The sequence below is a fragment of the Haliscomenobacter sp. genome, from assembly GCF_040403615.1.
GTDB lineage: Bacteria > Bacteroidota > Bacteroidia > Chitinophagales > Saprospiraceae > Haliscomenobacter.
Map to the genome: position 1 here is coordinate 37,332 of NZ_JBBAKG010000001.1, position 13,954 is coordinate 51,285.

Consider the following 13,954-nt stretch of genomic DNA (forward strand, 5'->3'; position numbering starts at 1 on the left):
GGGCACCAGACTCTGTATAGCATGAAACACGGTTATCATGATGCGGTGATCTCCATGGCTATCAACCAAATATTTGTGCTAGTAAGTGTGCTGCTGGCATTGGACACTTTTTGTTGTAGTTTGTAGGTCACTGGTGATGTGGTGCCTGGTGTGTCCACATAACTGTAAGATACAGAACCTGTGACTCCAATACCACCTCCTGAAACTGTTGTTCCGCATGTTTGTATTTGCAAACTGGTGCTGGAACTTCTGACCAACTGAGCGTCCGCTGTGACATCCTGTCCTGCCAATGATGTAAAACTGGTGGTACCAGTGGCTATAACAAAAACTTTGCTGGTTGCACTTGATGGGGTAATGGTCACATTGGCATAACTGATGTCAGCATAACTGGTGCTGTTTGTGATACTGCCTCCGAGGCTCGGACTCATTACTGTTTGTACCACTGCACCTACGGGCATGTTATACGCAGGCAATCGATTGTTGGTATAAAGATTCTGTGTGTAGGTGTTACGGAAATACACTGTGCTAGTGCCAATGTCATAGGTGACATTGGCAACTGGCACCAAGGTGCCAGAAATTGCCACGTTGGCAACTACTCCACCTGCAAAGGCAGGACTGGTTGTGTCAACCCAGTAATCGCTTGTGCCATCATCAAGATATTGATACAACACATCGTTGGCAGTGTCATACCACTGATCAGTCACCTTGGGTGCTGGGCTAACAGGTGGTGCTGTATTGGCAGTGTATACTATTCCAGGAGGAACTGGTGTACCATTGGCATAATAGTAATTGTTCGAAAGTATGTTGCCGCCGGTGATATTGCCCGAGACGCTGACTGCTCCAGAAACATATGCACCTGTATTGGCAATAACAACCACATTACCCGTGCCATTCACACTCATGGTGATGTTGGCATTGGCAGTGGCGATAGTTACATTACTGGTACCATTGCTGATAAATGTGGTATCTACACCAAACTCACCAACGTATCTGTAGCCAACAATATAAATTGTGTTGGCTGTGCCAGTACCAATGGCTGCTGGTATGGTTGCACCATTGAAGTTTAGTACGCCTGACTGATAGTCAAAGAACCAGGTGTCGTCTGACCCAGAACCGGCACCAAACAACTTGGTACCTGCTGTTTGCGGATTGCTTATGTTTGCGGCGCCAGCATATATCTGTACCAGGTAGTTGTCACCAAACTGTGTGGGAATCCAATTGGTTGAGTTTGTTTTCCAGGTTTGATTGTCAGGTGCTGTTAGGTCTTCTGTACATTGTACTGCAGGACTGTATCCGGCTCCGCCGCCATCCTTGTACACCTGCACCAGTGGTGTGGTATTGGCAGGCGGTGAAGCAGGTATGTCTCCACTCTGTGTCCAGATAAGGTCGCCGCGATACAGCAGCGGACTGGCAATGCTTTCGTTGAAGGCTTCTTTGGAAGAGGGCTCGGCTGTTTTGGTTACACCGTAGCCGACCTTTTTCCAAAGGTAGTCAATCTTTTGTGATTCGTTGAACGAAGCAGCCATTAAGATGCCACTCCTATCTGCAGATCTGTAATAGATTGTCCGGCCGCTAATGCAATTCTAATTAGAATATTGGTACCAGTGCTGTTGGCGGCGTTTTGAGATCCTAGGGTCATTGTGTAAGCTACGTTAGAGATTGCTGTATTTAATGGAATTACATCCGCCCCGGTCACGGCACAACCATCTGAACCGTTGCCGCCGGTGCCGGTGGCTGCACCAGGAACTCCTGATCCAGCATACTGAGTAGATGCTTCCAGCCATCCGTTGATGGTACTGGTAGGTCCTGGGAACCCTGGTGTGGGTGACGAGAATCCGCTTTTGTCTATTGTGGTTCCGGGTGCAGCCAACCATACGCCCGCAACACCTGTGGTTGTGGTTAATCTAATATCAAAGTTTGCCAGACTTGGTCTTGCAAATGCAAAAGTAAAGTACTGTGTGCTGGTGCGACCGCCAATGACTGACAAGTTTGGTCCTACTGGCAAATATCCTGTGCTGAGATCAACTGCATACTGTTTGAGCACCCCGTATCGAACCACAGCTTCTGGTGTTCCAGCAATGGTTTGTACTCCAGACCAAGCATTGGCAGTGTAAAAATTGGTTGAATTAGAAAACACCGGAGTGTTGCCTGCTGTGCTCATCACTATTCGTATGGCTGCTTGTGTGTTGGCAGTGGGCGTACAAGTTATTGCCTGTTCGTTTATACCAGAGTTTGCACCTGCGTGCATCTGTATATTTGCTGGCAACTGCACTGTGGCACTGGTTCCAATCACGTTGAATATGTTGGCCTGCAAAGTGGCCACGCTGTTGTTGGCTCCTGTTAGATTGGCAGTCAAGTTGCCAAGTGTGTAGGATGACCCAACACCCACATTGGCATTTAGGTTGGCTCCTGTCAAGAAGCTGTTACCAGCATTGTTGATTGTACCAAGTGCCTTGGTCTGTGTTGCAGATAATATGGCTCCGGATCCTTCGATCACTGTTCCGCTGGCCAACACAAACGGATCTGCACTTCTAAATGTTTGTCCAGACAAATTTGCCACTGCCAGTGTGGCAATGGTAATTGTGGGGGATCCTGTGTTGTAGTAAGGAATACCCGAAATATATCGATAGGTACCGGCTGTGGCTTCAACCAAGGTGGTACCGGCAGTGATCAAGCTAGGTGCTGAATTCAAATTGTCTTTGACAAATCCCACATAGTTGGTGTTGCCTGTCACAGAATCTACCAATTTGTAGTTGTTGTAACCAGTACTCAAGCTGCTGAGGGCACACGAAATATTGGCATTGAACACCTTGTAGAAGTAGCTTGGCACAGCAGCATTGGCCACGTGCAAGTCTCGATCTTGAGTGATTACCAATGCACCCGAGGTTCCAACTGTGTTGCTCACATTGCTAAATGTCACATTGCCAGCCGCGGCATTGTTGACATAGGCAAACAGGTTGGCTGTCAACTGAGTTGAACTGATGCCTGTGTTGGCATTGATAATATTAGCAGCAGTAACAATTGGTGTGGTTGTTGCAAAACGTGTGACACTGACACCATTGGCCACAATGTTGCCGCCTGAAGCATCTGTTGCCCCAGCAGCCAGTAACGGACTGGTTCCTTGGCTGGCATTGGCTATGGCCAAGTTGGAGAATCCACTAAGGTTAGTGGGTGCTGTGGGATTGGCAGCAATAAAAATATAACCAACATTGGAGATAGTGTTGCTTTGAGCAGTATTGGTTATACCATTGGGTGTGCCATTGGCTGTGAGTGCCACTGTGAACGCACCAGTGCTGTTGTAGGTGTGCAGCGTGTTGCCCACATTTGACACACCATTACTGAATGTGCTATCACCCCAGGACCAGTTGGCCAGATTACTGTTCTGACTGGTGTTCTGGAATGTAAATGTTGATCTGTTGGAAGTATTGTAGTCAGTATATAGGTATCCTACTTTGGCATTGCCTGTGTTGGCAGTGGCATCAGTTACAACGTTGGCTGTGGTTCCAATATAGTTGCCACGTACCTGAGGTTCTATTGTGATTGTGATGTTGCCACTCTGGGCCGGGCTGCTGCTGTAACCAGTGTACAAGTACAAATTGGCTGTGAACTGTTGATAAACGTTGCCAGCTTGGTTGGCAGCACTCAATACAAATGTGTTTGTGACATTGGCTGCTGCTGGGTTACCTGCAATACCTGTGCCCACATTGACGTTGCTGATATTGCCGTCACCGTAGTTGAAGTTGTACAATTGTTGTGCGCCAAAACTGGCTGTGTTTCCTGGCGTGCCATTTGAGTCGTTGCGGAAACTTATACCACCTAGGCCGTTGATCACGTTGGCCCGATTGGCTGTGACAAACACATTGCCGGTTTGAGGTGCAAAAACTTTGACGTTGCTGGCCGATGACACCACAGTAACATTGCTTGGCCCTGCGGTATTGCTGGTGCCACTTAAAACTGCACTGTACAAACTGTCTGCGTTGGATGACACAGAATTGTACTGATGAGTTACATTGGTAAATGAGGTATTGCCTAATCCCGGACCAGCACTAAAGTTAGCAGTACCATCACCAAAACTCAGATCATACCAGACCACATATTCACTTGTGTTGGTTATGGTTATGGTGTTGCCTGTGTTGAAACTGTTGCTGCTCAGAGTAAATGACGGTATTGGACTCGGAGTGTACAGTACAATGTTTGAAATATTGGCACTGCTAGTGGACCCTTTGGCACCATTGGCCGCATTGCCGTTGTAGGTTCCATTGGTATTGAAGGCGGTAAAGTTCACAGTAAAAGTTCCGCCTAGCGTATTGCTAAAGGTATGAACCGCATTGTCTGTGGTAGCGTTGGCTGTGCCATCTCCAAACTGCCACAAGAAACTGTTGGGATTACCAATGTAAAAACTAGTGAATGCCACGGTCAACGGGCTGGGCCCAGAATAAACATTGGCAATGATATAGGCATTGCCCACATAGGTGCTGTTGGCAATGTTCAATGACACCTGATTTAGATCGTCCAGACCATCTGTAACAAAAGTATCTGTGGTCCATCCAGGGTAAGCAACGTTGGCTGTTAGGCTACCGTCTGTGGGTGTGCCCAGTGTAATAGTATTGCCCACACCGCCAGAAGCAACAACATTAGAAAGTCCTGCACCGTTGCCAGAAAAATAATCAGCAGTGATGTTGCCAGTTGCACTTATTGATCCTCCAGTGAGGATGTTACCACCTGTGACATTGGCCGCACTTGTAATGTTACCGGTTGCACTTATCAAGCCGCTGATATTGACATTTCCACTGTTGACATTGCCTATTAAACTTAGACTTGCACCGGTTGCAGCACCAATATTGGGTGTGGTAAGATTGGCACCGGCTTTGACAATAATATTTCCACCAGCATCAAATGCTGTGGTATTAAGATCAACTTTGGCTGAGAATACAGTACCAGTTAGACTTAGTCCAGCGTCAACGTTGGCAGTATAGGCAGTTGTTTGACTAAACAGAGCAAAAGTAATGTTGCTTGTGCCAAAGGTAATAGTGCCCAGCGGTGCATTAACTATAAAAGCCGCACCAACATTGACATTACCAGTGCTGGTAAAGAAATAATCGTTTAGACTTATCTGTTGCGAACTATCTGGACCATATTCGTCTGCATCAGTGGCTCGTACAATTGCTGTGGCATTGGCCCAGGTGTAAATGCCGTTTTGTACTGCATCAGCTTGATCTTTAACCAGGATACGTGTGCCCAGTGTTTGAACATTGCTGGTATCAATTAGATTGAATGAGCCAGTTGTAGTTAATGTTGCCCCAACACCATTGGCTACTCCGTTGGGCTGAGCATATGTAATTGTACCACCTGTGCTAGAAGCCAGAGTGGTAGTGGTAGTTGCATATACAGGTGTGTGGTACGCTATAGCAGTTGACACCATGTTGTCAACATATAATTTTGTTGCAGCATCAGTATCTTGTGCTGGATAGGCCACACTGTTGATATAGGTGTTGGCCAACACAATATTGCCTGCTGGTTGCAGATTCAAATTGCCCGACGCAGTGGTAATTGTTAATGGCCCGCTGACAGGTCTAATAGCACCAGTATTGATATTGCCAGCAATCACATTGCCTGTGACACTTGCAAGTCCTGTGGCAAAAATATTGTTGCCAGAAATATTACCAGTTGCAGTAATCAATCCTGCTGTGCTTAAGTTACCAACAGTGGCATTGCCACTTGCTGATATTAGGCCTCCTGTGACAACATTGCCACCTAAAATATTGGCAGCACTTGTAATGTTACCAGTTGCACTTATCAAGCCGCCTGTTAGTAAATTACCTGCAGTTGTATTTCCAACTATACTTAGACTAACTAAATTGCCAACTGATGTTAGGCTTGAGTTTAATACATTTGAACTTAGAGTGTTGCCAATTAGTGCATTGGCATTCACACTAGATGCCGCGACGTCTGTTAGTTGACTACCATTACCAATAAAGTAATTGCCACTAACATTGCCGGTTGCTGTTATCAATCCCGCTGTGTTAATGTTACCAGCAGTAACATTAGCAGTTGCGGATATCAATCCAGCAGTGAGTAAGTTGCTGCCGGTTATGTTACCAGTTGCACTGATTAATCCACCAGTTGATAAATTACCACTAGTTGTGTTTCCGGTTACGCTCAGATTGCTTAGAGTTCCAACCGATGTCAGACTCGAGTTCAATACATTTGAACTCAGGGTGTTGCCCGTTAGTGCGTTGGCGCTTACTCCAGATGCTGTTACACCGGTTAATAAACTACCATTACCAATAAAGTAATTGCCACTAATATTGCCTGTGGTTGATACCAGTCCAGTTAAATTTGGTAAGTTGCCCGAATATGTTGGCAGGAAGGCTGCCACATCAGTATTGCTGTATCCTGCTGGTAATCCTGTGATGAATGCACCGTTACCAAGCAAATAACTGCCTGCTATGTTGCCGGTGGCACTTATAACACCAGTGACATATGCACCGGTGTTGGCAAACTGTGCTATGTTGCTGATTCCGCTTACGCCAACTGTGACGTTGCCATTGGTGGCCACAACAACATTACTGTTGCCATTCAACAGTGATGATCCAGCTGATACCGTAATGCCTGTTAGTAACGCACCGTTACCAACAAAATAGTTGCCTGACACATTGCCGCTGGCACTGACTTTGCCAGTGGTCAGTAAGTTTCCACCAATCACATTGCCTGAAGCACTGATAACAGTGGCACCAATGGTTCCAGATACAGACGTATTGCCTAGTGAAGCATTTCCAAAAATTACTAAGCCGTTACCAACAAAGGTATCGCCATACACATTGCCCTGGGCACTTACAACACTATCAACATTTACATTGCCAGCATGAATATTGCCAGTGTCTACATTGCCGCCAGTGATGTTGCCAGTGGCTGTGATAAATCCAGGTGTAACAAGATTACCGCCACGAATGTTTCCTGTGGCACTAACTGTGAGACTTGAGACTGTACCACCAGGAACACTGAGATTACCACCTGTTATGTTTCCTGTAGATGAAATCTGTCCGGCTGTAGTGATATTGCCGCCAACCACATTGGCAGTGGCAGTGACAGTGGTTCCGGTTACGGTGGTACCAATCAGATTGTTGCCGGTGATGTTGCCGACAGCACTGATTAATCCGCTGGCTGTAACAGTAACAGCATTGACTTTGGTGACGTCTATATTGCCTGCTGTGATATTGCCAGTGACTGTGGCTTGACCACTGGTTAACAAGTTGCCGCCAGTAATGTTGGCTGTGGTTGTGACCGGACCTGTTAGGCTGACCAGATTACCTGTGTATGTGGGCAGGTATGCTGTGACGTTGGCATTGCTGTAATTCCCAGCAGGTAGATTGGTTAACTGACTACCATCACCCAAAAAGTATGCACCAGTAACATTGCCACTTGCACTGACTGGCCCGGCAACAGTGACCGTAGCAGCATTGACTCTGCCAGTATCAACATTGCCTGCTGTGACGTTGCCTGTGGCTGTTATTTGTCCTGTAGCACGAATGTTAGCACCAGTGATATTGGACGTGGTTGTTACTGGACCAGCAAGACTAACTAGGTTACCAGTATAGGTTGGAAGATATGCTGTGACATTTGCATTGCTGTAATTTCCTGCAGGCAAATTTGTTAATTGACTACCATCACCAAGGAAGTATGCACCTGAAACATTGCCACTTGCAGTGATTGTGGCTGCATTGACTCTGCCAGTGTCAACATTACCACCAGTAATATTTCCTGTGGCTGTTATTTGTCCTGTGGCACGAATGTTGGCACCAGTGACATTGGCAGTAGTTGTTACTGGCCCTGTTAAACTGACCAGGTTACCTGTGTATGTGGGCAGATATGCAGTAACGTTGGCATTGCTGTAGTTGGCGTTGATACCTGTCAGCAACGCACCATTGCCCAGAATATAATTGCCCGTGATGTTGCCAGTTGCAGAGACAGGTCCACCAACAGTGATGTTTGCAGCGTTGACTCTGTTGGTGTCTACGTTGCCACCAGTGATGTTGCCTGTGGCTGTGATTTGTCCACTGGTTCTTAAATTAGCGCCTGTGACATTGGCTGTGGTTGTTACTGGCCCTGTTAGGCTTACCAGGTTACCTGTGTATGTGGGCAGATATGCAGTAACGTTGGCATTGCTGTAGTTGACATTGATTCCGGTTAGCAACGCACCGTTGCCCAGGATATAATTACCTGTGATGTTGCCTGTTGCACTTACTGCACCTGCAACATAGGCTCCGGTATTGGAAAATACCACAATATTGCCAGTTCCGTTGACTGTGACAAATATATTGGAACCTGCAGCAGGTATGTTGATATTGCTGTTGCCGTTTTCAACTCTGCTGCCTGTGGTGGCCACAATGCCTGTGAGTGCTGATCCATTGCCGATAAAATAGTCAGCAGTGATATTACCGCTGACAACAATGCCACCCGTGATATCCAGGCCACCGGAGCCAACATAGATGGTGTTGAATCTTTGAGACAAGCTGCCCAGATCGTACACATTGTCGATTCGTGGCAGCAGTGTGTTGTTGACCTGAATTTTGCCAATGCCCGAAGGGCTCAATATCAAGTTGCTGTTTATCACCGTGGTGGTGATGGTATTGTTGGCAATTTTTACATTTGAGCCAACCGGTCCTGATTCAAAAATCTGACTGAAGTTGTCGTTGGTAAATGCAAACGCGGTGCGTAACGGGTCGCCCTGCCCGTCGTCGGGTACTGCGCCAATGTCAATAACATTTTGGGTCATTTGTAGAGTTTCTTGCTGTATTTACCAGAGCCAGCAAGGCCAAGGTTGTAGGGAGATTACAGGTTTTCGCCGGTGTTTATCCGGTGTACAAAGGCTTTGAGATCAATGTGCAAAAAATTATCTATGCTTTTCAAGTCGGTAATTTCAGCAGTGGTTGTGCCGCACACACGCACAAATTCTGTTCGAGAAAAGTCTCTGGCAACTGCGGCCAGTTGTCGGATCCAGTTGCCTGTGAAGGTAGGAGCTGAATCTGCGGCCTTGTAGAACTCTGTTCCTGCATACACATTGTTGAATTTGCTGGCTGCTGTGCCAGACATGTCATAGCCCAACAAGTATATGCGTTTGTGCCCATCTGACGCAGCTATGGCACATGCAATAGGACCTGAACTGTTGCCATGATACTTTTTTGGAACCTGGTGTGCGCCCAGATCTGGCAAGGGTCTGCGAGTGTAAAATCTATTTTTTTTGCTATAGCCCGAACGTTGTATGTGTTCTGCAATGGGTCTGTCTGTGGCCACAAGACAATCGGGCTCAAAATCTCGATACAGTCCGTTGCAGCCATAGATCGGTCCCAGAGGCTGAATTCTGGTCAAATCAATAACTGATCGGCTTTGGCCGTTGCCCAATACAAATGCTACGCTCATAAAAAAATCCTCCCAGTATGTAGCTGAGAGGATTCAGTACCCAAATCTATTAGGAAGTGGTGTTTTCTACCAGTGCCAGATTCAAGAGGTTTTGTTGTCCTGCTGAGACGCTGCCGGTGTTGGCAGCGCCTGTGGTGCCAGATTTGATCATGGTGCCTTCATCTGTAAAGAAGTTGGCCAAGCTACGAAGATCGCCTGTGACTGATGCTGCATCATAGTTGGAACCACCTTCCCAGCCCAGGATAAAGTGGTTGGTAAGTTTGCTGATGTACACATCAGAGCTGGCGTTGTCTATGTAGGCAATGCTCATGTTTCCATTGGTAGGAGATCCAGAATCGCTGAGTATACACACACCAACCAGATTCACACTACCTGTGCCTGTGCTGCCCAGGGCCGCTGTGGCCGTGAAGATTGTGCCAACACCATAGCTACTGGGAGCACCATAAGCAGTCCAGTCTGTGTTGCCAATCACAACAATTATGTAGGCACTGCCCGAGACCAGAGCAGTGCGGCTGGTTGCATCACCCACCAGGTACTTGTGGCTGCCTTTTTGGCGTATGATATAACCAGTGGCAGAACCTGCTGCAGAACCAGTGGCCAAGGTGATATTCACTGTGACCACAACTCTAGGATTGGTAGCACTGGGAGTATCTGTGGGGGCTGCACCACCTACCACACCCACATACTGTGCGTTATTGAGTGTTTGTGTCGGTGAGTTGAACACCGGTACTGTGAGCGAGCCAAAGTTTGGATAGCCAAGATCCACACCCACGCTGGCGCCACCACTGCCGGAGCCGGTGGATAATTTTTGTATTTTAAGAGGACGACCCATGATTTTTTTCTCCTTAAAGAAGTCCGATGCGAGTTCTAGTCGCTACGCGGCAGGGTAAATCACCGCATAAAACGCAGTATTGCGTTGACTTGTATTTAGCGAAAACGGTTTATTTTGTGTAGGGCTGCGGTATTCTTAAATATCCCATGAACCATCAAGAACTTATTGACCAAGGCAATCAACATCGCACAGAGAATCATCCTGAACAAGCATTAAAATGTTACGCACAGGTGTTTGCCGAAGATTTCAATCACAGTGCTGCATTCAACAACTATGGCAATGTGCTGAGAGAAATGGGTTATCCTGCCCGAGCCATTCCTTTTCTACATGCAGCACATGACATCAATCCTGCTGACGTCACTTCAGAGTTCAATCTTGCAGTGGCCTATCTACTCAACGGGGACTATGCTCGTGGCTGGCCCTTGTACGAATCACGCTGGCGATTTGAACACCTCGACGGCACCAAACCCAAACTGGTTCAACCCGAATGGACCGGGCAGGATCTTCAAGACAAAACCCTGCTGATCATAGGCGAACAAGGGCTGGGTGATCAAATACAGTTCATACGATTCACTGCCAATCTACACTCAACCGGTGTGAAAATAAAATTACTGTTGAATCCCAGTGTCAAACCCCTGTTTCCGCAACCGGCAGGAACAATTGTGGGCATCTATGAACCCGGTGAGGACCTGGGTGAATTTGACTACTGGATTGCCATGATGGACATTCCCAGAGTGATTGGCATGACTCTGGAAAATATTGCACATCAGTTGCAGTACATTGCAGCTGATCCTGTGAACGCAAACATCTGGGCTGGTCGACTGGGGTCAAAAACTCGCATGCGAATTGGTGTGTGCTGGTCAGGCCGCAAGGATAGCTGGATACATCAGCACAAGAGCATGCCTGTGGCCCACATGGCTGACCTGATCCGTCGCAATCCTGAACACCAGTGGATCAATCTACAGATGGATGCCACCGACGAAGAAACGGCAATCATCACAGCAGCAGGTGCTGTGTGTTTTCCGGGCACCATACGCAACTTTGCAGACACAGCCGGACTCATGCATCATCTTGATCTGGTGATTTCTGTGGACACTGCCAATGCACACATGGCTGGCGCACTGGGTCGTCCTGTGTGGATTCCACTCAATGCCTATGGCAACTGCTGGCGTTGGCTGACCGGTCGTGAAGATTCGCCCTGGTATCCCAGTGCTAGACTGTTCCGTCAACCTCGTCAGGGTGACTGGGACAGTGTGGTTGACCGCATGCACAAGTTTCTCAGCTGGTTCAAGGTATAATCAACAAAAAAGGGCCTTGCGGCCCTTTTTTGATTTGTTTACATACTTGTTTAATGCAAGTACATATCCAATCTCAAGAAAAGCTAAGATTAGAAACGGCAATTTCGCCCACGTAATCTCCAGCATTGCCAAACGAGCTGGCAGTGTTGGTCAATTCTATGAATCCGTAGCGTGTCATGAAGCTCACGACTGGTTCGAATGTTGTTGGATCAAGAACAACACCAGAGCTCATCAACGGAATGTATGGGCAGTAGAACGCAGGTGCGTCAGCTTCCGAACTTCCTTTGTAGCCAACCAACACAGGTGTTGCATCGCTAGCATAGCTATCAACAAACACACGCATTGCGCCGTTCAGGGTACCAACAAACTTGGTGTTTGTAGGTGCTTCGAATGTGCCTTCTGTGGTACGTGCAAATGCGCTGGTTGTAGCTGATTGCAACACTGTGAGTGCAGCACTGCTAACAACAGCGTAGTTACCTGCGCCACGACGAGTGCGTTGAGCGATCAAGTTGGCAACACGGTTGATAAGAACAGCCAAAGCAGCATGTTCGTCACCAACGAATGTAGCTGTACCGGATACGGTAGCCTGGTTGTATGTGAACTCAGTAGTGGCCAGTGAGCGCAGGCTCAACAAGATTTCCTGGTCAATCTCAGCTGTGATCTCTTGTGCAAGAGCTGCCATGATTTCGGCTTCTACGTCGATACCATGCATGGCTTGTGCGTCTTGAGCAGCTTCAAAAGTCCAACGTGCTTGCAACTTGCGAGTTTTGGCTTCCACAGCTTGCTTCAAGATTTGCACAGAGATCTGACGACCACCGGAACCTTCAAGCACTGTTGTGTTGGCACCACTATAGATATTCTGTGTTGGGTCAACAATACCAGCTGTTGTACTGCTTGCTGAAGAGTAGGCCTGAGCAATTTTGAACGGGCTCAATGCTTCTTCACCAGCGGCTGTGCTTGTGGCAGCAGCACTGGTGTCGTTCATTGTGTTGGCATAACGCACACGCAGAGTGTGAATTTGACCAACAGGGCCAGTCATGGGCTGAACACCCACCAACTCGTTAGCAATAACAGTTGGCATAACACGACGAATAACAGGCAAAATAACACGGTTAAGTGTTGCAATGTTGCCTGAGCCGGTTGAACCACTACTTGCGTTCTCTTTCAAGTACCTACGTGTATTCTCAAGAATAACGCTCATGCTATTGCGCTTAGAACCATTCAGTCCTTCAAGCAATGCTTCCTTGGTCTCGTCCCAGCGACCTTCCAATAATTGTTGTGACATTTAAGTCTCCTTATTTAAATTACAGCCCTGCCAGGCGCTTGATGGCAATAACATTGCTGTTGTCAGCAGTGTCGTCGTCTGGGCGATGGGCAGTTTTATTACCAGTGACTTCTGAAACATTTTCCACAATCACCTGGCGGGCTTTTGCGGATTTGCCTTCAGCTAGCACAGCTGGTAGATACTTTTCAAAAGCGTTCTTCAGTCTAGCTGTTTGAACACTTTCGAGTAAATTACGCATGGTCTCACGTTTCTCTTCGTTGAGAGGAGAAAGCAACTCTTCCAGAGTGTTTTGACGCACATTGGATTCGTTGATCATACGTATTTCACGTTCTTTGGACTCAACCAGGACCTTGGCCCGGCGGCTGAGTTTGATAGCTTCTGACAGTTGTTGTTCTCTTGTGGCGATGGTGTTTTGCAACTTGCGAACTTCGGCTTTCTCATTGAGATGAGTAGCACCAAATTCAGCAGCATACGCTTCAAAAATACGTCGACCAAAATTGTTCTCGCGAGCAACTTTAATGTCTTCGTGCAACTGACCCAGTTCAGTCTTGAGATGTTGACTAACAGCTTGACTCATTTTTTGTGCAGATTCTTTTACAAATCTTGCTTTGAGATCTTGAAGTTGACCACGAGCTTCACGTACCAAGCGGACTTTTGTTTCCACTACATCACGTTTGTCTTGGGTAAATTCTTGAATCTCACGAGCCAGGGCATGCACCATGAAGCTTTCTAGTTTTTCTAGTCCTTCACTGTGCATCTTGCGGTCTTTACGTAACTCTCCAATTTCTTCAGATAATTTTGTTACCATAAAGTTGTTGAACTTGGTGGCATTTTCTTTCATCTTAGACTGGAACTTCACGCGGTCTTCCCGCATTGCCATTTTCTCCTGAGCAAACTCTTCGAGTTCACCAGAGAGTCTATCTGTTAACATATTATCTAAGGCTTCAACCATCACTGTCTTGTCGTGCTCATAGCGTTGCGCAAACTCTTCACGTAGTTCTGCTCTGACCTGTTCACGTGCTTCTGTCAGTTTAGATTCCCAAGCTTCGTTGAGTTCTTGACTGACGTCTTCGTTGATTAGGCCGCTATCTAGCAATGGCTTGATTGCATCTAGCATGC

7 protein-coding genes are annotated in these 13,954 nt (G+C 47.1%); 1 reads left to right on the forward strand and 6 read right to left on the reverse strand.

Translation table 11 applies throughout. From position 1 onward, the window contains the following. Positions 1-35: 35 nt before the first annotated feature. Genes ABW391_RS00160 through ABW391_RS00175 form a run of 4 tightly spaced genes read right to left on the reverse strand, consistent with a single transcriptional unit; the run spans position 36 to position 10,252 of the window. Complete coding sequence (locus tag ABW391_RS00160) at positions 36-1,526, reverse strand: hypothetical protein (protein WP_353479805.1); 1,491 nt, start codon at positions 1,524-1,526, stop codon at positions 36-38. Next, the gene (locus tag ABW391_RS00165; protein ID WP_353479806.1) at positions 1,526-8,776 is read right to left on the reverse strand and encodes a hypothetical protein; all 7,251 of its coding nucleotides are present in this window, start codon (positions 8,774-8,776) and stop codon (positions 1,526-1,528) included. The genes ABW391_RS00160 and ABW391_RS00165 overlap by 1 nt, the downstream gene beginning before the upstream one ends. A gap of 56 nt (positions 8,777-8,832) precedes the next feature. After that, positions 8,833-9,420 carry a hypothetical protein gene (locus ABW391_RS00170; RefSeq protein WP_353479807.1) on the reverse strand — a complete coding sequence of 196 codons (588 nt, stop codon included), beginning with the start codon at positions 9,418-9,420 and terminating at the stop codon, positions 8,833-8,835. Between the two features lie 49 nt (positions 9,421-9,469). Continuing rightward, entirely contained in the window at positions 9,470-10,252 is a 783-nt protein-coding gene (locus ABW391_RS00175; protein ID WP_353479808.1) for a hypothetical protein, read from the reverse strand. Between the two features lie 146 nt (positions 10,253-10,398). Between ABW391_RS00175 and ABW391_RS00180 the strand changes: the two genes are divergently transcribed. After that, positions 10,399-11,550 carry a glycosyltransferase family 9 protein gene (locus tag ABW391_RS00180; protein WP_353479809.1) on the forward strand — a complete coding sequence of 384 codons (1,152 nt, stop codon included), beginning with the start codon at positions 10,399-10,401 and terminating at the stop codon, positions 11,548-11,550. Between the two features lie 73 nt (positions 11,551-11,623). On the opposite strand, the gene ABW391_RS00185 is transcribed toward ABW391_RS00180, so the two are convergent. Together ABW391_RS00185 and ABW391_RS00190 are read right to left on the reverse strand one after the other, a co-directional pair. Beyond that, positions 11,624-12,835: a hypothetical protein gene (locus ABW391_RS00185; RefSeq protein ID WP_353479810.1), complete on the reverse strand. Its 1,212-nt coding sequence runs from the start codon at positions 12,833-12,835 to the stop codon at positions 11,624-11,626. A 19-nt stretch (positions 12,836-12,854) separates the two neighbouring features. Beyond that, on the reverse strand, positions 12,855-13,952 hold the full coding sequence (locus ABW391_RS00190) for a hypothetical protein (protein ID WP_353479811.1): 1,098 nt from the start codon (positions 13,950-13,952) through the stop codon (positions 12,855-12,857). Positions 13,953-13,954: the final 2 nt, after the last annotated feature.